This is a genomic window from Enterococcus lactis (genome assembly GCF_015751045.1).
GTDB lineage: Bacteria > Bacillota > Bacilli > Lactobacillales > Enterococcaceae > Enterococcus_B > Enterococcus_B lactis.
The window spans coordinates 14,073-34,131 of sequence record NZ_BNJW01000026.1; the positions used below are offsets into that span (position 1 = coordinate 14,073).

Annotated in this window: 19 protein-coding genes and 1 tRNA gene; 6 read left to right on the plus strand and 14 right to left on the minus strand. The window is 37.6% G+C overall.

The genetic code is table 11. The features are described 5' to 3' along the window. Positions 1 to 16: 16 nt before the first annotated feature. From pheT to KFO35_RS12085, 6 genes are all read right to left on the minus strand, one after another. Positions 17 to 2,437, minus strand: a complete 2,421-nt coding sequence (gene pheT, locus KFO35_RS12060) for a phenylalanine--tRNA ligase subunit beta (protein WP_024636281.1) — start codon at positions 2,435 to 2,437, stop codon at positions 17 to 19. A gap of 4 nt (positions 2,438 to 2,441) precedes the next feature. Beyond that, positions 2,442 to 3,485: a phenylalanine--tRNA ligase subunit alpha gene (gene pheS / locus KFO35_RS12065; RefSeq protein ID WP_002315104.1), complete on the minus strand. Its 1,044-nt coding sequence runs from the start codon at positions 3,483 to 3,485 to the stop codon at positions 2,442 to 2,444. A 311-nt stretch (positions 3,486 to 3,796) separates the two neighbouring features. Continuing rightward, positions 3,797 to 4,138, minus strand: a complete 342-nt coding sequence (locus KFO35_RS12070) for a winged helix-turn-helix transcriptional regulator (protein WP_002292948.1) — start codon at positions 4,136 to 4,138, stop codon at positions 3,797 to 3,799. 68 nt (positions 4,139 to 4,206) lie between these two features. Beyond that, on the minus strand, positions 4,207 to 7,929 hold the full coding sequence (addA, locus tag KFO35_RS12075) for a helicase-exonuclease AddAB subunit AddA (RefSeq protein ID WP_167513747.1): 3,723 nt from the start codon (positions 7,927 to 7,929) through the stop codon (positions 4,207 to 4,209). Continuing rightward, a complete protein-coding gene (locus tag KFO35_RS12080; RefSeq protein ID WP_156272359.1) occupies positions 7,926 to 11,453 on the minus strand; it encodes a PD-(D/E)XK nuclease family protein in 3,528 nt (1,175 codons plus the stop codon). Before KFO35_RS12080 ends, addA begins: the two co-directional genes overlap by 4 nt. A gap of 180 nt (positions 11,454 to 11,633) precedes the next feature. Beyond that, complete coding sequence (locus KFO35_RS12085) at positions 11,634 to 13,100, minus strand: peptide MFS transporter (RefSeq protein ID WP_002315107.1); 1,467 nt, start codon at positions 13,098 to 13,100, stop codon at positions 11,634 to 11,636. A gap of 386 nt (positions 13,101 to 13,486) precedes the next feature. Here KFO35_RS12085 and KFO35_RS12090 point away from each other — a divergent pair, with 386 nt between their 5' ends. Next, positions 13,487 to 14,083: a nitroreductase family protein gene (locus KFO35_RS12090; protein WP_024636279.1), complete on the plus strand. Its 597-nt coding sequence runs from the start codon at positions 13,487 to 13,489 to the stop codon at positions 14,081 to 14,083. 55 nt (positions 14,084 to 14,138) lie between these two features. Here the strand turns inward: KFO35_RS12090 and KFO35_RS12095 are convergent, their stop codons facing one another. Both KFO35_RS12095 and KFO35_RS12100 read right to left on the minus strand, forming a co-directional pair. After that, a complete protein-coding gene (locus KFO35_RS12095) occupies positions 14,139 to 14,621 on the minus strand; it encodes a hypothetical protein (RefSeq protein ID WP_002315109.1) in 483 nt (160 codons plus the stop codon). Between the two features lie 105 nt (positions 14,622 to 14,726). Further along, complete coding sequence (locus tag KFO35_RS12100) at positions 14,727 to 14,924, minus strand: hypothetical protein (RefSeq protein ID WP_002315110.1); 198 nt, start codon at positions 14,922 to 14,924, stop codon at positions 14,727 to 14,729. Positions 14,925 to 15,218: 294 nt separating this feature from the next. Here KFO35_RS12100 and KFO35_RS12105 point away from each other — a divergent pair, with 294 nt between their 5' ends. The 3 genes from KFO35_RS12105 (at position 15,219) to KFO35_RS12115 (ending at position 16,583) form a co-directional block, all read left to right on the plus strand. Continuing rightward, positions 15,219 to 15,977, plus strand: coding sequence for a C39 family peptidase (locus KFO35_RS12105; RefSeq protein WP_002329144.1), 759 nt, complete (start codon positions 15,219 to 15,221; stop codon positions 15,975 to 15,977). A gap of 59 nt (positions 15,978 to 16,036) precedes the next feature. Continuing rightward, complete coding sequence (locus KFO35_RS12110) at positions 16,037 to 16,465, plus strand: hypothetical protein (protein ID WP_156272361.1); 429 nt, start codon at positions 16,037 to 16,039, stop codon at positions 16,463 to 16,465. A gap of 45 nt (positions 16,466 to 16,510) precedes the next feature. Then, a tRNA-Gln gene (locus KFO35_RS12115) sits at positions 16,511 to 16,583 on the plus strand. A gap of 147 nt (positions 16,584 to 16,730) precedes the next feature. On the opposite strand, the gene KFO35_RS12120 is transcribed toward KFO35_RS12115, so the two are convergent. Next, positions 16,731 to 17,102: a YxeA family protein gene (locus KFO35_RS12120; protein WP_002315113.1), complete on the minus strand. Its 372-nt coding sequence runs from the start codon at positions 17,100 to 17,102 to the stop codon at positions 16,731 to 16,733. 215 nt (positions 17,103 to 17,317) lie between these two features. Between KFO35_RS12120 and KFO35_RS12125 the strand changes: the two genes are divergently transcribed. Beyond that, positions 17,318 to 17,506 (plus strand): hypothetical protein, encoded by a 189-nt coding sequence (locus KFO35_RS12125; RefSeq protein ID WP_002292937.1) that lies wholly within the window; start codon positions 17,318 to 17,320, stop codon positions 17,504 to 17,506. Between the two features lie 91 nt (positions 17,507 to 17,597). Here KFO35_RS12125 and ykzS read toward each other — a convergent pair whose 3' ends face one another. Together ykzS and KFO35_RS12135 are read right to left on the minus strand one after the other, a co-directional pair. Continuing rightward, complete coding sequence (gene ykzS, locus KFO35_RS12130; RefSeq protein WP_002288067.1) at positions 17,598 to 17,786, minus strand: protein YkzS; 189 nt, start codon at positions 17,784 to 17,786, stop codon at positions 17,598 to 17,600. A 23-nt stretch (positions 17,787 to 17,809) separates the two neighbouring features. Continuing rightward, positions 17,810 to 18,073, minus strand: coding sequence for a hypothetical protein (locus tag KFO35_RS12135; RefSeq protein ID WP_002292935.1), 264 nt, complete (start codon positions 18,071 to 18,073; stop codon positions 17,810 to 17,812). 157 nt (positions 18,074 to 18,230) lie between these two features. Here KFO35_RS12135 and KFO35_RS12140 point away from each other — a divergent pair, with 157 nt between their 5' ends. Continuing rightward, on the plus strand, positions 18,231 to 18,488 hold the full coding sequence (locus tag KFO35_RS12140; RefSeq protein WP_002292934.1) for a hypothetical protein: 258 nt from the start codon (positions 18,231 to 18,233) through the stop codon (positions 18,486 to 18,488). 69 nt (positions 18,489 to 18,557) lie between these two features. Here the strand turns inward: KFO35_RS12140 and KFO35_RS12145 are convergent, their stop codons facing one another. From KFO35_RS12145 to KFO35_RS12155, 3 genes are all read right to left on the minus strand, one after another. Next, the gene (locus KFO35_RS12145; RefSeq protein ID WP_002315115.1) at positions 18,558 to 18,749 is read right to left on the minus strand and encodes a hypothetical protein; all 192 of its coding nucleotides are present in this window, start codon (positions 18,747 to 18,749) and stop codon (positions 18,558 to 18,560) included. Positions 18,750 to 18,891: 142 nt separating this feature from the next. Beyond that, positions 18,892 to 19,212: a hypothetical protein gene (locus KFO35_RS12150; RefSeq protein WP_002315116.1), complete on the minus strand. Its 321-nt coding sequence runs from the start codon at positions 19,210 to 19,212 to the stop codon at positions 18,892 to 18,894. Between the two features lie 22 nt (positions 19,213 to 19,234). After that, positions 19,235 to 19,669: a universal stress protein gene (locus KFO35_RS12155; RefSeq protein WP_002292929.1), complete on the minus strand. Its 435-nt coding sequence runs from the start codon at positions 19,667 to 19,669 to the stop codon at positions 19,235 to 19,237. Positions 19,670 to 20,059: the final 390 nt, after the last annotated feature.

The following is a 20,059-nucleotide window of genomic DNA, read 5'->3' on the forward strand; positions in this document are numbered from 1 at the left end:
TACTATATTTTCCCTCTTAGCGAATACTTGCCTCTAGGTTTTCTATCAACGCTTTTTCGACTTTTTCCATTGCTTTATTGATTTCTTCATCTGTCAATGTTGCTTCAGGATTGACGAATGTCAGGCTATAAGCCATGGATTTATGTCCTTTTTCGATGTTTTCTCCTTGATAGACATCAAATAATTGGATATCTGTTAAAAATCTTCCGGCAGCAGAATGGATCACTTCTGTTAATTCCTGATTTGTCACAGTTTCTTTTACAAGCAAAGCGATATCCCGGCTGACTGCTGGGAATTTTGTCACTGCTTCAAAAACGATTCCTTTTTGGGCAGCTTCCACTACAGCAGATAAATCAAACTCAGCTACATATGTTTCTGGAATATCGTAACTTTTGGCAATTGTCGGATGCACTTGACCGACAAAGCCGATAAATTGTTCGCCAAGATAAATTGCAGCTGTCCTCCCAGGATGCATTTCTTTTATTTCTGTCACTGTTTGATAATGGATATCTTCAGTGATACCTAGTTGTTCAAATAAGTTTTCTAAAAGACCCTTGATGGTGAAAAAGTCTACGTTTTGTGTTTTCGTCTGCCAATCTTTTTCTTCCCAAATACCAGAAATAGCGATGGCTGCATGTTTTACTTCTTGCGGCAGATGTGTGCGCGGATCATTTTCTTGGAAGAATACCCGACCAATTTCATATAAAGCAATCTCTGTATTTTTTCGAGCAGTGTTATAACTGATATCATCTAATAGTCCGCTGATCAAATTCATTCGTAATACAGAACGTTCTTCGCTCATTGGCCAGTCCAAACGTGTAATATTACTTTCTTTTATAACAAACTGTCTTGATTTTTCTTCTGTTGTCAATGCATAACTGATTGCTTCGCTCAATCCACTTCCTTCAAAGATTGTACGAATTTTACGAGTAGTTTCTTGTTCTTTTGACAAGCTTCCAGCAACCGTTTCTCCACTTGGAAGTGTAGATGGCAACTGGTCGTATCCATAAATACGAGCAACTTCTTCGATAATGTCTGCTTCGATTTGGATATCCCAGCGTCTTGGTGGTACGACTACGGAATAAACATGATCCTTTTCTTCATAGCTAAATCCAAGTGCTTCAAAAATCTCATTTACTTCTTTAACGACAAGAGATGTTCCTAAATATTGATTGATGCGTTCAAGTGAAATCTTCACTGATACGTCTTCTGCTTTGATCTCTGAACCTTTGACCGCACCTTGTAGAACTTCCCCACCTGCAAGAGAAACGATCATTGCTGCAGCAACCTCACTGGCTTCTCCAACAGTTGCATGGTTGATCCCTTTTTCAAAGCGTGCAGAAGATTCGCTACGCAAATTAAATTGTTTTGCTGTACGACGGATCGAAATTGGATCAAACAAAGCAGATTCCAGTGCCACTGTTGTTGTTTCATTCGTAATCTCTGAATCTAATCCACCCATGACACCAGCCAAAGCAACTGGTTCTTTGCCATTAGTGATGACAAGATTGTCAGTTGTCAATTCCCGAGATTCTCCATCTAACGTGACTAATGTCTCATTTTCTTTTGCATGACGGACAAGGATCTCATTTGATTTCAATTTGTCGTAGTCAAATGCATGTAGTGGTTGTCCGAATAAAAGCAAAATATAGTTCGTCACATCTACTACATTGTTGATTGGGCGGATGCCTTCATTCATCAAAAGATTTTGCAGCCATTGAGGACTTGGTTGGATGTTTACTCCTTCAATGATGCGGATTTGATAGGCAGGAACGACTTCTTTATCTTCAACTGTCACTTTGATTCTATCGCTAGCAAGTTGTGATGATTCTACTAATTTCTCGTCATCAAATGTAGGCGTCTGACGATAGATTGCCCCAACTTCATAAGCTACGCCACGCATTGACAATGCATCTGCACGATTTGGTGTGATAGACAATTCAATGATCGAATCATCCATATCTAAATAAGAAAAAACTGGATCGCCATTTACAGCTTCTTGTGGCATATAATAGATACCTTCAGCGTATTCTTTCGGTATAACACTGTCTGAATAGCCAATTTCTTGTAACGAGCAAATCATGCCATTTGATACTTGACCACGCATTTTCCCTTTTTTGATCTTCACATTTCCAGCAATCCGTGAGTTAGGAAGCGCAACGATTACTTTGATTCCGACCTTCACATTAGGCGCTCCGCAAACGATTTGAGACAGTTCGTCTTCACCAATATCGACTTGACAAATAGAAAGGTGATCAGAATCTGGATGTGGTACACATTCCTTGACTTCACCGACAACGATTTTTTTCAAGCCTTCTTCTGGAACCGTGATTCCCTCGACTTCGATTCCTGTTACAGACATTTTATCCGCTAATTCTTTTGGTGTTACATTCGATAAATCCACATAACGATTAAGCCATTTATATGAAACTAACATCTTCTTACTCCCCCTTGAACTGACTTAAGAAACGTAAGTCATTTTGATAGAAATTACGGATATCATTCACTCCATACCGCAACATAGCTACGCGGTCTGGTCCAAGGCCGAAAGCAAAGCCTGAATATTCTTCTGGATCGATTCCTGACATCTTCAACACATTCGGGTGCACCATGCCAGCTCCTAAAATCTCGATCCATCCAGTGTATTTACATACGTTACAACCGGCACCACCACATTTGAAACAACTGACATCTACTTCTACTGATGGCTCCGTAAATGGGAAATAACTTGGACGCAAACGGATTTCACGTTCTTCCCCAAACATTTTTTTCATTACGACTTCTAATGTTCCTTTAAGGTCGCCCATCGTGATGTTTTTATCAACAACTAGCCCTTCAATTTGATGGAACTGATGGCTGTGGGTCGCATCATCTGTATCTCTGCGGAAAACTTTTCCTGGCGAGATCATTCGTAGAGCACCCTTAGAGAAATCATGCTTTTCCATTGTTCGTGCTTGGACTGGTGAAGTATGTGTCCGAATCAATATCTCGTCTGAAATATAGAAAGTATCTTGCATGTCCCTTGCCGGATGGTCTTTTGGCAGGTTCATCCGTTCGAAATTGTAATGGTCAGACTCTACTTCGTAACCTTCTACGATCTGATACCCCATACCTACAAAAATATCTTCAATTTCTTCCATGATTTGCGTCACGATATGACGTGTACCATGCTTTACTTTTCTACCAGGCAATGTCACGTCTACTGTTTCTTTTGCCAAAGCTGCATTTAACGCTTCTTCTTCTAATACTTGTTTTTTTCGCTCTATTTCTTCTGTCAAAAGGTCTCGGATCTCATTTGCGAAACTTCCGACTTTTGGACGTTCTTCTGGACTTAGATCTTTCATCCCACGCAATACTTCTGTGATCGGTCCTTTTTTTCCTAACGTTTCAACACGTATTTGATTTAATTCTTTTAAATCTTGTGCCGCCGTGATTTTGACGATTGTTTCTTCTTTCAAGCTCTCTAATTGTGCTTGTAAAGACATGTGCTTGTTCCTCCTTTAAATTCCAAATACAAAACAAAAAGACCTCATTCCTGTTAAGGAACGAGGTCTTCGCGTTACCATCCTAATTTGCGGATAAATAAACTTACACCGCACTCTTACTTCGTTAACGACAGTTGCCGGTCTGATAATGATCAGACGAACTCGGAAAGTGAACTTCATTTTTCAAACACAGGACCTGTTTTCAGTCTGTGACAGATCTCCCTGAACTGGTTTAGCCAAACTACTCTTTTTCGTCATCGTTCTTTTACTTATTCGTATGGACTATAGTTTACAAGATTTTTTTTACAAAATCAACCGCATTCTTCCTCTGTGACCCATTTTTCGCTCCAAACTTGTATTTGACGCATTGCTTTTTGCAAGTCTGCTCCTTTTTCAGTCAAGAGATATTCTGAACGGCTTTTTTCACTACAGGCAATGTTTCGAGTGACTATTCCTTCTTTTTCTAATTCCTTCAAGCGTTCGACCAATACCCGATCACTAACCATCGGGATTTTTGCCGCAAGCTCGACAAAGCGTTGCGGACCATTTTCGAGTAGTACATCGATAATCAATCCGTTCCATTTTTTTCCTAAAATAGAGAACGTTTTTTCAAATTTAGGACACAAAACGAATTCTGTCTGTGTTAGCTCCATCATACTCACCTCTTCCCAGAGTATAGCATAATCCTTACAAAACATAAGTCAAGTTTGCTCAATTATAATTATTTATTAATGTTTATGATTCGTTTCACCCGAAGTAAAATTAGGAAAACATTTTCTACAGGTTTATTCAGTGCTTCTGTCATTGCTTGTTGGTAAAGTCTTAGCTGTCCTTGATATTTTTGGACGATCGCGTCTATTTCTGCTGGATCATCCGGATGTAAAATGAAATCTGTTTTAAAATCATAGATATGGAGATGATCTTTTTCTTCTAAGTATCCATCGACGATTCCGTGGATCAATAGCTCATCTTCCTGATTTGGATAGTCTTGAAATACTTCATCAGCAGAAAGCAGCATGGAAAAAGGTTGTTCCCGTTTTACGTTTTCTTTGTTGGCAATCAATTGTTGCCCAAGTTCTGTTTGAAAGAACCATATAATAGAAGAAACATCTACTTTTTTTGCGACCTTTTCGTCTATTAACCGTTTCTTTACTAATTCCTGCAACTTTTGATTGATGCTCTCTGTAGTTGGCATCTCTAATGGCAGCAATTGCAATAAAGCATGGGTAGCTGTTCCAACAGCAGCTGCCGACACTTGCCGATCTTTTTGTAAAAATTTTGGTTCTGCTAGTTGTTCTTGCGTATAACGGAATTGACGAGATGCTGCCTTTGTCTGACTACTTTCCAGAGTCAAACGTGATTCTTGTGTATCATCTGGATCTTCGAATAATCGTTTGATCTCAGATACAGATTGATAACTTGTGGTTTGCGAAGAAGCCTGATAAGGATATTCATAGGCTAGACGTTTTTGTAACGAATCTGCTAATACAGTTTCCTTTTCTTTCATCTGCTGATCTAAGTTAACCAGTTCTTTTTCAGCAAGCAACTGTCTTTGTTCAATGATTGTTTGCTGATTCATCCATGAAATAGAAAACTGTGCATTTGAATCTTGAAGGAGAGAAGTCGAAACTTCTTCCTCTAAGTATTTCTGCATTTCAGGATGACGGATCAATCCGTAACCAATCCAATTCATCAAGCTGCTTCTGCCCTTCAAACGTAGCGCAGGATCAAAAACCAACTCCTCATGATCAGCTGCTTCAGACCACGTTTGGATCATTTGCTCTTTATTTTTATAGGAACCGACAATGAAAAGCTTTTGTTCTGCCCGAGTCAATCCTACATACAATTTACGCATTTCTTCCGACAACAATTTGTTTTGCTTTGCCAATTTGATGGCTTGAAACGGTAACGTATCATATAACACCCGTGTTTCAGGATCCATATAGCGAATACCTGCTCCAAGTTTTTCTTCAAAAGCATACCGATTGCGCAAGTCTTGTAAGTTAAATTCTTTCGTCATATCTAACAAAAATACAACTGGAAATTCCAAGCCTTTACTTGCATGGATCGTCATTACGCGAACAGCATTATCTTCTATTGAAATGACTGGTTCTGCTAAGTCTTTATCTTTTTCTTGCATTTTTTCAATGAAACGCACGAACTGATATAATCCTCTGAAAGAACTTTGCTCGTATGCTTTGGCACGATCGACCAATGCATAAAGATTGGCTTGTCTCTGTGCTCCTGCTGGCAAACCGACCACATACTCTAGATATCCCGTCTCATAATAGATATCCCATAGCAAGTCAGTGATCGAAGAACGGCGAGCAAGTTCTCGCCAATGATCTAGTTGTTTGCCAAAATGTTCCAGCTTAGCCGCTAATTCATCTTCGTTTGATGCTTGATAAGCAAGCACAGCATCATAGTAAGTATGTGCACGGTCGGCTAATCGGATGCTGGCTAATTCTGGTTCAATCAAACCCACGACTGGCGAACGCAATACAGCCGCAAGCGGAATATCTTGATAGGGGTTGTCAATTAATTGTAGCAGCGAGATCATCGTGCGAATTTCTGTCGCTTGAAAATAATTTTGAGCATCATTCATCTCCAAAGGAATATCCAATGTTTTGAAAATCTCTAAAATCGTTAAGTTGTTCTTCTTTGTAGGTGTCAAGAGAACAATGTCTTTGTACTCTATCGGACGACTTTTCTTTGATTTTTTATCATAAATCATAAAGGAGGAATCAATTAATTGACGAATTTTTAGTCCTGTCATAAAAAGTTCGCCTTCTGTTTTGTCTTCCAGTATATCGTCCGTCGGAATCTCGATCTCTGATTCTTCCTGTTCTTTTTCATAGATCATGATTTCTGGCTCAAACTGTTCATTCTCCGGAAAGTCTGAGAATCCCTGTATGAGTTTGGCTGCTTCGTCATAATTGATTTGACCTACTGCTGGATCCATTAGTTGTTCAAAAATAAGATTCGTAAAAGAAAGGACTTCTTTTCTAGAGCGGAAGTTCTCAGCCAAAACGATCCGACGTCCGCCTTCTTTCTTTGAAAAATTCTCGTATTTCCCGATAAATAAACTAGGATCTGCTAAACGGAAAGAATAAATGGATTGTTTGACATCCCCAACCATAAACATATTTCCTTTTGTATCGTCAGGTTCTCTTAGCCAGTATAAAATGGCTTCTTGTAATTGGTTCACGTCTTGATATTCATCTACCATTACTTCTTTGAATTTTTTTCGATAATGTTTTGAAGCTTCACTTGGCAGCCATGCATCTTTCGTTTTTTCTGTGAGAATCTGCAACGCTAGATGTTCCAGATCATTGAAATCCAACACACCTTTTTCCCGTTTACGCATACTGAAACCGTCCATAAAGATTTGCGTGACTTTTGTCATTTCTTCGACTAACGGTAGTGCTTTTTCCGTTAATTCTTCTATTTGGCTTGGTGAAACAGGAAAGTAACTTTTACTTATCTGCTGAATCAATTTTTTTGCTTTATCCCTCATGCCCTTGACTTCATTGGATATTTCTTTCAATTCTGCTTTACGACTGCTCTTAAAAGTTGAAAAAGTCAGTTGTTCCAAACTAGCATAAGCTTCTTCTAACCGATCTTGCGAGAAAGCTTCATAGATATTTTTGATCTGCTGTTGTTCTCCGGCCACTTGCTCATGCATTTTTTCTAATTCTTCACCTTGTGCTAACTGAGTCATCTGTTCATATAATTGTACACATTGGTATATATCTGCCAAAACTAAAGGACGGATTTGTTCTTGATATAATCGAGATTTCGCTAGCCCCTCAGTCAAACGATAATTATCGCTTAACTGTTCTAGCCATTTTTGGGGGTCAGGGTTGGCACGGGCAAACTCATAAAGAGAAAACACCAGATTCGTCAAGCCGTCATCTGAACGATCATTAGAAAAGTTCATTGTTAATTGGAAAAATCGTTCATCATTTTCTGCGTAAAGTGCTTCTCTCAGCTCGTCCCACACATCCTCCTTCATCAAGATCGTTTCTGTTTCATCTGTTAACATGCGAAAGACCGGATCAATATCAATTAAGTAATAATAACGTCGAATAACTGTTAGACAAAAAGCATGTAAGGTTGAGATATTCGCTGTGGGCAATAAAACTAACTGCTTAGTAAAATGCTGTCTTCGTACAGGGTCGCTTTCGCTGTTGACCGCTTCTTGTAATGCCTCTTGAATTCTTTCTTTCATTTCTCTTGCGGCTGCTTCAGTAAATGTCACAATCAGTAATTCATCGATATCAAAACCCATTTTTAATTTTTCAATCACTCTTCGAACAAGCACTGTAGTTTTACCTGATCCGGCAGACGCAGAGACTAACAAATTATCTCCTTGATCGAAAATCGCCTGCCACTGATCATCTGTAAATCGTTCATTTTGCGGTTTTAAAGGAATTTGATTCACTCTTCTTCACTCCTTTTCAATATTCTGCGCAGTGCTTCTTCCTTATCTATTTTCTCCAGACGGTGGTAATTATTTTCTTTCAGCATCACATCAAACGTACAGATGCTTCTGAATGGACAAAATTCGCAGGCAATTCGCTGTTTATCTTTATAAGCTGGGTTCAGTTTGATTTCTCCGGAAGTGATTGCATCTCCAGCTAACCGCATATTTTCCCGATTATGCGCCATGAATAGTTGCAGTTCTTCTTCCGTGAAAAATTTATCTTTGCTGAAACTACCTTTTTGGTATTCATCTTTCGCATTTTTTTTCACTGGATAGATCAGTGATTGTTCTTTTGTTTCCAGTGAATGATCTAGTACTTCTAAAAGAGCGGGATCATCGACAAAAACGCCATCATAACTAAATTTTTTCAATGTATTCTTCTCTACATCATCTGTCTCTGTCAATACAGGATTATGAACATGTAAATAATAAGAGCCTGCTGGTTTAACAGCCGCCTTTCCAGTCAAACGTACCGCATCCATCAATGCTACGTCCAGATACGTCAATAATTGCATAGCCATGCCATAATAAGCTTCTGTGACATCAAATGAACGTCCACTAGATTTGTAATCAATAACGCTTAACCAAGTGTCTTCTTGTTCAGAAGCTACATCAATCCGATCGATTTTTCCTCGAACGTGGAGTTTACCACCATTACTCAACGGTAATTCCAGACCTGTGATACCTTTTGCTCCAGCAATCTGACCAAATAAAATCTCCGTCTGTAGAGGATGCATGCCCGTATTTTTGCTCTGTTTGTGCAAAGCCCATGCCACTTTTTGGATCGTCTGTCCTAATTGATAGCGGATATAGTTCATTCTTGCAGAACTATCCAATATCTCAAACCGAAGTTCTCCGAACACTTCTTGCAGCACTTTTTCAGTGAAGTCTTTACGCTGCGCATCGGTCATATTCACTAAGGATAATTGGTTTGAAAACAGTAGCTTGAAGAAACGATCCAATGATTCATGATAAAAATCACCTGTTGCTGCTGGAGTCAGACCATAAACAGTTCGTTCTTTCAATTTCAAACCAAATTGCATGAAGTATTTGTATTCACAATTATAAAAATTCTCCATACGTGAAATCGAAGTATAAATTTCTTTTCCATAAAGCTCTTCCGCCATTTTTTCTGGCATCGAAACAGGCACATTCAAATGTTCCTGACTTTCAAAGATTTGTAAAGCAAAATTGCGCCATGAGGAATTCAGTACTAATTCTTTGAGCTTTTGCCAATGCTTTGGTACAGGTTTCTTTTCATCTAAAGCTAATCGATAAATCCTATTGACTGTATTGATTCCGCTTCTGTAAGTTCCTACATAACAATCAGGATCGCTTTCGATCGTCAAATGCTCTTTTCTCTCGACGGGAACTGATAAATATTCTGTGATTCTGCGCAAATAAGGAGACATCTTCAGTGAACCATCTGTGTCATAGCTTTGTGCATAGCTAAGATATAATCGATCCGTTCCGGAAAGAAAAACAAGGTAGGCTTGGAAAGGCTCAAAAGAGATACTTTCTTTGGATGGGTCGAATAAAAACTGTCCATCTGGCAAAGCTTGATTTAATACTTCTCGTTCTTCACTGGACAACAATCCTTTTGTTTCTTTACGGTCTGGAAACACTTGATCATTCAAACCTAATGCAAAAGTGACGGCAGCTTGATTCGGTCGAACTAATTCCAAACGGTTGATTCGCACTTGGTCGATTGCGGTAGGGATTTTACCATAACTTAGATTTTCTAGACCACTCGTAATGATTTCTTGGAACAGTGACCAGTCAAAAGCCGATTCACCATAAATGACTACATATTCATCCAGCAGATCAATCAGCGCTCCCCATGTCTGCTCATGGTTTCTTGCCGCTTCTAAGTTTCCTCTATCTACTTCCTGATTACGCCAAAACAATAATTGTTGCTGTACACCACTTTGGATCAAAAATTGATAAAAAACATTTGCGGCCGCTTGTCCTGTTTTGCTTTTCTTTATTTTTTTAAAAAATGCAGGTATAGATTTCTGAAATAATCGTCTAATCGTATTTGACTGTTCTTCCAGATGCTGTACGTCTTCAATCTGCTCTGCTTCAAAATCATACGCTACAAACTGCCAATCTTTTTCACGCGTCCAGTAAGTGCCTTGATAATTATAAGCAAGTGCGACATTTTCTGTGATGTCCAATTTTTTCCTGAATTCATCTCGTTCTTGTTTCCATTCATCCAGTTCGGTTTCTGTTTCCATCGATAGGAACAATTCCGTCTTGAAAAAACGCATAATATCACTTAATCGATAAGAATAACGGTCAAGAGCGAACAGACTGTTGATCCATTCAATCAGCGGATGATTTTCCATCATTTGTTCTTCATCGATATAAAAAGGAATCGCCATTTCTTGAAAGATTGGTCGAAGAATATTTCCATATAAGGACATATTTTTTGTCAGTACTTGGATATCACGATAACGGTAGTTTTCTTCACTGACTAGCCGTCTGATTTCAACGGCTAACTGTCGGACTTCCTCAGTTGGATTTTCAGCTTCCCACAAATGGAGAGCCTCTTGTTCCCCTAATTTGCGGACGGTTGCTTTCTTTTGGCTAGAAGTCTCTTCCCACATCGTTTGCAGCAACTGCAGCGCTGTCGGACGATTCTGCTCTGGCGCAAAACGATCTACTAATATAGGGACTTTCCGTTCTCTCGCACTTTGAAAAAGACGGAAATAAAGCTTTCCAGTCTCATGAAAGAGCGTAAGTACTTCTGGAAGATCCGCTGTATAAGGACGATCCAACAATAAATCGACAACTAATTGCCCCTTTTCCATCATTGCCTGCAGTAATTGATACTCTTGCCCATTGATTCGGGAAAAACCGCTGACGATAAATTTGACGTTGGTGAAATCTTGTGTCTGCATATAATTTGCTAGTATAGCCAGTGCATCTTCATTTGATAGGGCACGTTCGGTCAATTCGCTGTCATAAGCTGAAAAAATCAGCTTCAAGTCTTTCATTTTAAGTTGCTGGTCTTCTGCATTCGGTGAATCACCAAATAAAAGCATCAAGTCTTCCGGTTGAATATTCCCTATGCGCAATTCACTATAGAGTTCTTGCAATTGGCGAATAAATCCTCTTTTATTGATTTCTCCGCGAAAGATCGTTAATTCTTCCTCATGTTTTTCTAAAATCTGTCGCAAGATCATCGCAGATCCGGATTCTGATAACTCATTTCCTGTAAGAAGGGTTGTCTGTTGCAGCAAATACCAAGCCAGACGGTAAAAACTGAATACTTGAACATTTGTTGTGCTGAAAGCTTTTTTCCCGCTTCTTCTTCGCATCTCCGCTAAAATTTCTTGTTCCTGTTCGAATTTGCTGTAATTGGGAACAAGAAAAAATACTTGGTTGCTTGCATCCTGGTCGAGCCAAGCTGACGCTTCGTCGATCAAGACTTGACGGTGATCTTTTTTCCCGTTTCCAAGAATAAATTGTAAAGACATGCTTTTCCTCCTTCAACACATGATACGGTGCTTCTTTATTATATCAAAAAATACTGAACATTTGTTCTATATTCTTCAAATTATATACTTTTATGGTTCTGATATTTCTATCTTTTTTGAGTATACGCAAAAAGACAGGAATCGCTACAAATAAGCAATTCCTGTCTTTTCGTGAGTTGATTAATGGATAGATCCCATTAGTTTTTTGATTGGTTCTTTCACAGTAAATAGCAAGATACCACCAACGATTGCTACTGCACCGATAATACCGAAGTAGGCAGATTCTGTTCCCGGTGTGTAGAAGCGTGCAATTTGTGCATTGATTGCTTGTGAAGAAGCATCAGCTAAGAACCAAATAGCGATTGTTTGTGATTCAAATGCTCGTGGTGCTAATTTCGTTGTTACAGACAAACCAACTGGTGAAAGACACAATTCAGCAATAACCACGATGAAGAAACTTCCTAACAACCACAATGGACTTACTTTTCCACTTGTCCCATAAAGCATACCTGGCAACATCAATAGTAAGTATGATAATCCTGCAAACAAAAGACCAAGAGAGAATTTCACTACTGTAGATGGTTGGCGTTTGCCAAGTTTTGTCCACATCGTTACGAATACCGGTGTCAAAATAAAGATGAAAATCGGATTCAATGATTGATACCAGCTTGCTTGGATCGTCACACCAAATAGTGTAGATTGCGTACGTTCACTAGCAAATAAAGCTAAGATAGATGAACCTTGTTCTTGTAATGACCAGAAAATGATTGCTGCAAGGAATAATGGGATATACGCCCATACTCTTGGTTTTTCTTCAGCAGTTACATCTTTTGAAGTCAACATTTTGATAAAGTAATACAACGGTAAGATAATCCCCAATACACTGATTGTATTGACAAAAAAGTCGATTGTCAGATGACCAGTTAATTGTGCCCCACCGAATACTGCAGCGATAACAACAAGTGCGATGATCAAGTTACGGATGAATCCTTTACGTTCTTCAGTTGTCAAAGGATTCGGCGGTGTAGTACCCACTCCGTCTAATGTCTTGCGTCCTTGGATAATGTATTGTAATAATCCAAAGAACATCCCAATAGCAGCTAAAGAGAACCCTAAATGGTAGTTATATTCTTGACCGATTGTCCCAACGATTAGTGGTGCTAATAATGCTCCTAAGTTGACACCCATGTAAAAAATCGAAAATCCTGCATCTCTTCGCAAATCAGTCTTTGAATAAAGATGTCCGACCATGCCAGAAACGTTTGGTTTCAAAAAGGCGGTTCCGATAATAATCAATGCCATTGAAACAAATAATGTACTTACACCAAATGGTAAAGCCAAGACGATGTGTCCAAGCATAATGAAGACTCCACCAAAGAATACAGTGCGTTTTGCTCCTAACACTCGGTCAGATACCCATCCGCCGACGATACTAGACATGTAGATCAGCGATCCGTATATCGACATGATAGCTAATGCTGTTGCTCGTGGTAATCCAAGTCCCCCGTTGGCAACTGTATCGTACATATAATAGATAAGTAATGCACGCATACCATAATAACTAAATCGTTCCCACATCTCAGTGAAGAACAAAGTTGACAATCCCTTCGGCTGCCCGAAGAAGCCCTTGTCTTGCTGTTTTTCCATAATCTATACCCCAATTCTTTAAATTTTCAGAAAATATTATACATCTTTACCGAAAAATTTAACTAAAAAACTTATTTAAGAAATATAAACTAATTTTCTATAAAAACAAGTAATTTTTAATGGCAATATCATAAAAAAAAGAAGATAGAGATTTAATAATTATATATCAGCTGTTTTTTTCGAATAAGCAAAAATTCCTAAAACACAGCAATGAAAGCGATAACCAAGAAAATCCTTTTCTAACGATTTCCCTTATTAAAATTGTTTTTTGAACTTCGCTTATTTTTTGTGAGCATATCTGTTTACTTACTTTTTGTAAGATGATATACTTCATTTCGTAATCAATTAAAAAAATGCAAAACGCAAATCAAAGGAGAAATTTTATTATGACAACTTTTACTGACACTTTAAAAAATCGCCGTTCAATCTATCATCTAGGACGTAATGTTTCACTTTCTAATGAAGAATTGACAGCTTTGATCAAAGAAGCAATTAAAGAAAGCCCAACTGCTTTCAATGCTCAATCAACACGCGCAGTTATTCTTTTCGGAGATGCACATGAAAAACTTTGGGAAATCACTGAAGAAGTACTTCGCCCATTGACTCCAGCAGAAGCTTTCCCAAATACACAAAACAAATTAGCTGGTTTCAAAAATGGTTATGGTACAGTATTATTCTTCAAAGATACTGACGTGGTAAAAGGTCTACAAGAACAATTTGAATTATATGCAGACAACTTCCCAGATTGGTCAGAACAATCAAACGGAATCGCAACAGCGAACACTTGGGTAGCATTAGTTGATAAAGGATTGGGCGCAAACCTGCAACATTACAACCCAGTTATTGACGAAGCAGTTGCAAAAGAATGGAATATCCCTTCAAACTGGAAACTACGTTCACAATTAGTATTCGGTTCACCAGAAACACCAGCTGGGGAAAAAGAATACATGAACGATGCAGATCGCTTCCGTGTATTCGGATAATTTTACTTGAAAAAAACAGAGGTTGTGACAAACATCTTGTCGCAACCTCTATTTTTTATTCTGGATCGATCATAATATCAATCTCCGCCTCATCGTTCAAGCGTTGGGACAAAAATGGAACTAATTCTTCTAATGATGCAGAAAATTTCAGCATCGGTCCCCGCCATCCGTTTCGGAAAAAATTCATTTTTACAATTTTAGAACCTTTTGGTTGGTACAACACGATTTTATTGATTTCAGAAAAAGGAACACCTTTTTTATCAAAGCTATTCAAGACAAGCCCTTCTTCTGTAATTCCTCGACTGTCCAACAAAAAACTAATAAAAATCATCGCTGACAAAATCCCTTTTGCCAATTCATCTGCTGTAGGCTGGCTGATGAGTGTGTACCAAATGACTAGTACTACTAAGAATGGTATGACCAAGTAGACCCATCGATTCCGAACAGTCCGATAAATAATTTCTTTTCGCACCAGCCAAAGAAATAAGAACATAACAACAACGAATAAAAACAATAGGACCGTAAAAAATGTTACCATGACAACTCGCCTCGCTTTTTCTTCACCTGAAAACAGGAAAAGAATACTGATTTACCTTCTCAAAGAAATTGGACTTGCAGCACGCCGCACGTCCAATTATTTTCTTTATTCAAATGTATCATATTTTGCAACAACCATGCTTGCTTTTTCATCTAATAACTCTTGATCCTCTGCAGCACATTGGGCAACTTTGACCACGGCACAGTTTGTCATTTTTGATACAACTTCACCAACGACCGTTTTTGTAAAGCCAATTGGTTTGCATGCATATTGTTCTCCTAAATTAATCATTTCTTCCGTCATCAAAATCCTCCTAAACTGCTGGAACTTTTCTCCATATTACAATTGCTATTTTTTGGAGATTTAACTATTTGATTTTTTGTTTACAGTCAAAAATCAACCTTACAGGCATTATAGCGTACTGTTTTCGTTTTCACAATTAAAACAGCTGTTGTATCTAGAAGAATTTTTTCTAAAATAATAAATAATATTCCTCAAAAACTGATTATTTCTTACATATTTAAATAAAATACTTCCCTTCCCAATAAAAATACACTTATAATAGGAAAGATAAACAGCTGAAAAGGGAGATTTCCAATGAAGAAAAAAACATTTAAAAAACTATTGTTTCTAGGAGGTACAGCTACTCTTTTATTAAGTGGTACAAGTTATTACCTACATATCCATTCTCCAGAACATACAATGAATACTACACAAAAAAGTTCAACACAAAAAACGAAAAAAACAAAAGAGAAAGCAGAAGTTTTGCTAGATGTTCCATTAGAGAGCCAGTTTGACTCTCCTTCTCTAGAAAATGGCTGCGAGGTCACTTCGCTTTCCATGCTTTTATCTTTTTATGGTTATGAAACGACTAAAAACCAGTTAGCTGAACAATTGGATTACGTCCCTGTTTTCAATGCAGATGGGACTCATGGCGATCCTAATGAAGGATTTGTTGGAGATATCAGTGGCGGAGACTGGGCTATGGGCGTCTATGTCCCTCCTATTGCCTCTCTTGCTCAACAGATCGTCCAAACGGATTATCATACTTTACCAAAAACAGATGCTCAACTAGATGATATCAAAAAAGCTCTATCTAAAGGAAATCCTGTATGGACTTCCGTGACTATCAATTTTGAAGTCCCTGATGAAACTGATTTTATGACTTGGACAACAAACAACGGAGAAGTAAGAGTCACTCCACTTGTTCATGCTTGTGTAGTCACTGGATACGACAAAGAGAATATTTACGTCAACGACCCCTATGGCGTAAAAAATCGAGCAGTACCGATCAATGATTTTTCGGCCATTTTCACTGCAATGGGCGGACAAATGCTAACTTTGGAGAAAAGCTAGTAATTAAAGTAAAAATCCCTTATACTCTAGATACCGAACCTTTGAAGGGAGCACAGATAATGGAAAAATTCACTCATAAAAAAATGAATCCAAATGAAATTCCGATTATTTTTGTCCGTGACCGCAAAGGAAATGTTCAAGGTAAAGTTTCTATTAATGAGTGGAACGAACGGCGCAGACCTGCTACCCTCAATGAACTAGAAATCAAACTGTATCGTCAAGCTCTTGTCTATTATGGAGACCAAGAGTATGGAAAAGCAATCGATTTATTAAAATTTCTAATCGCTCGAACAGAGTACACCCACTTTGAATATATCGAGCGTTTAGCAAACATTTACCATATCATGAATGAACCTGTCAAAGAATATCAGTTGCTTGACTCCGTCTTGTCAGTAGCAGAGCGGATTGCCCTTCCTGCTGGACTGGAAAAGAAACTGGTGCGTCGCCTTTTACGAGTAAAACAACAACTATCTGATCAAGAAAAATAACTTGCGTTTTTTTAGAAAAGTGCTATGATTATTTTGTTGAATAAATGGGATGTAGCCAAACTGGTAAGGCACTTGACTCTGAATCAAGCAATTGTAGGTTCGAACCCTGCCATCCCAATTTGATGAGCTTGTTGATAAGAAATGAACCCCTGAAAAAAGAATGATCTTTTTTCAGGGGATTTTGGAATATTTTTATTATTTATTATTTAGTTTACATAATCTTATTATAATCAACAATTAAATCTGTAGCGCTCATACAGTAGATTTAGCCAATAATTGCTAATGCTTTTTCCGGAACTTTTTCTCTAGGAACTTCTTCATACGTTTCTATGTGTGCTCCTTTATTGCTGATTTTCAAATAATGATTTTCTTTTAACACAGAAAGTCCATTAAATTCAATTGTTCGTTCTTCCCCATCGGCATTAGCAGCTTTTTGAACATACCTTGCCGTTCCATGTTCATTTACTTCCTCTGGTTTTTGTGTTTTTACATAGACCTCACCTTTTTCAACTAATGGATTTAGTTGGTCAAGTATACCAGGGATTTCCCCGTAACTTCCTTCAGTATAGTATTTCAGTCCAAATAGCAAAATACCACTAATCGCCGCCAATCCTATCAAATATTTAATCACTTTCATCTTTCTACCTCCTTGTTATATATCCAGTATATGGGGCAATTAGAGAAATTCCATCCGTCCTAAGTTGGAGATTTTTCTCCTACTTTAGAAGCGAGAAACAAGTGTTTTTTTAGCAAAAATGATCGTTATTTGATATTATGGTGATGTGGATAATTTAGATTTTCTCGCTTTATCCATGGAAAAAAATCAAGTTGATGGCAAAGGATGTGTTCAAAATGAATCAAGAAGAATTATTTCAAAAAGTCAAGGAAATGATAAAAGGCGGCAACTTCGACGGCGCAAAACGATTTATCGAAGAACATAAAGAACAACTAGGTCCTTACAAAGAGAAAGCACAAAATCTTCTAAAAGACGTAAATATCGACAGTGTGAAAGACAAGTTCAAAAATCTATTTAATAAGTAGGAATTTTCATTTCTGGAACACCGTTTGTCCAGAAGAAGGGACTGTGACACGACTTTTGTCACAGTCCCTTGTTTTTTCTGAATCATCCTTACTAAAATAAGCGTGTCGGATCATAGTGATAAGTCACATTGCCGTTCAGCGATGCTTTTCCTACCACATATTTACGATTCTCCAATTTCAGCCATGCTTCTCGAAAAGCCATCAATTCTTCTCTTTTTACATCGATTTTTTCGATTTTTCCATCAATCAAATCTTGGATAAGTTGTTCATATGGATTCATTTTTTTCCTCCATTTACTGTGAATCAATAAGTTGTAAAAATAGGTTCATATGCCTTTTTAGTATCCAGATCTTCTCTGACTTTGACTGTCGTATAAATAATTTTTTCTACTGGGATACTATAATAACTACCTTCACCGTTATTGAATCGGTGAACGTCTTTCTTTGCTAAAATACCATTGATTTTATTCGTCAGTACACGTTGTTCGACACTATTGCTTACAACATAGTAAATCACCCGAATATTATTGATTAAATGCAAATCGATTTCTAACACTACATGATCCATGAAAATTCCACTCCTTCTTTCACTTTGATTATAGCAATTTTCCCCTATAAATTCAAAATCAATACATATTTTACTGGATAAATCCATAGAACTGCTTGCGCCTTCACGCACAAAGTGTTATTTTGTATCTTGGACTTTATTTATTGGAGGCAATAGTATGATCGCGATCGGTCAGTTCGTTTTTTATATTCCTTTTTTTATTATGCTAAGCATTCTTTTCTATTACATAAAATGGACGAAAAAGAAGTTTTCAGTTTTACTGGCCTCTTTACCTGCCGTATATTTTACTTATCAGATTTTTTCTTTTAGACATTGGGAAACAACATCTGTATTAGTGATACACATCATCGAATTGACGCTTGCAGTAGTTTTTCTAATCATTTGGATCTATTTTTTATATAAAAATCAGAATTGAATCCTAGCAGTTTCAAAAGAAAACGATTAAAGATCAGCAGAGATTTGCTGTATCTTTAATCGCTTTTTTCTATTCTGTGATACCAAAAAAATGTTTGAATCGATGAAGAAGCGTTCCTTGTTTCAATTCTATAAATTCTTGTGCAATCGGATATTTTTCTTCCAAATTTTCTTTGTTCTTTTCAATCAGACTTTTTGCTTCTTCATATTTTTTATCTGCACATAATACTTTTACTTCCTGTAAAACTTTTCCTGCTTCCATTTACCTCACCCTCTTGCCTTTTTTATGGCTTTAAGTTTGATTTAAGCTATACGCATTATTCTATATTCATCCCAAATAACCTTTTTTCATTTTTTACTCCTCGAACCAATCAGTTTTCTAAAGACTGATTGGTTCATCTTTTTTATTTTTCATCCATTTTATGCTGCTCTTCTGCTAATTTGTCTAATGCTTTAATGGATGTGACAGTTTTCGCATAATCATAGCTGTATAATTCTGTAAATTTATCAGGCAGAACAAACCACGCTGGATGGTAGCCGTTCGCAGTGATCGGGAATCCTTTGTCTTGTTGATTATCTCCATCCCACCTTACAGCAACACCTTTTTTTCCTTTCCACTTTATTAAAGCAATCGAGTATCCTTTTTTTGTTTGTGTGCCGTCTTCAATAATTGCTAAAATTTCTATTTTTTCTTTTGGTGCACGAACTTCTTGAGGGCGAACCATTTTCTATTCCTCCCTTATCTAATTACTTCACGACCAATACACTGCAAGGGGCATGTGAAACGACATAAGAAGCGGTCGATCCGACTAGTGCTTGTTGTATCGCTCCTTTTCCTGTCGCTCCCATAACGATCAAATCAATATTTTCTTGTCCAGGGATGACATTGGCAATCAAATTTCTTGGATCTCCAGTTTCAACTATTGCATGGATCTCAGCAATGCCGAACTCTTTGGCATCATTGATTTTTTTCAGCATGGCTACTTCTGTTCTTTGTTTTTCATCTGCATAGATTTTTGAAAAGGCATAGGCACTATGGGTCAGCTCAACTTTGTTGATGATTGACACGATAAATAAGTGGGCTTCATTGTCCTTTGCTAAGTCAAGGGCTTCAGCGAACGCTTTGATCGATTGTCTTGATCCGTCAACTGCTACCATGATGTTCTGGTATCTCTTACTCATTGGAACCGCCTCCTTTTTCTTTTATTGTAACATCTCAAGCAAAAATACAAAAAATATACGCAATGTGTAAATAAAATGATGATTAATAGCAATTTTTTTCAAGTTATTTATACATTTCTGTTCTCATCAGAACACTTGTTCTAAACCTATCATTTCTGCATTATGTGGAATTTCTCATCATTTTTCACATGAGATGAACATCATTCTGTTACAAAAAACGTGGATTTGTCATAAATTGTCATGCTTCTTTTACCTATGAAATATTTTCACGTGTTAAAGTATTCCTCGTTGAACACAACAAATAAAACTTTTTAACGAATAAAGGAGATTTTTCATGACATCACTTAAAACTTTACTTTTTGGAACAACTTTGGCTGCCGGTGCTGCATT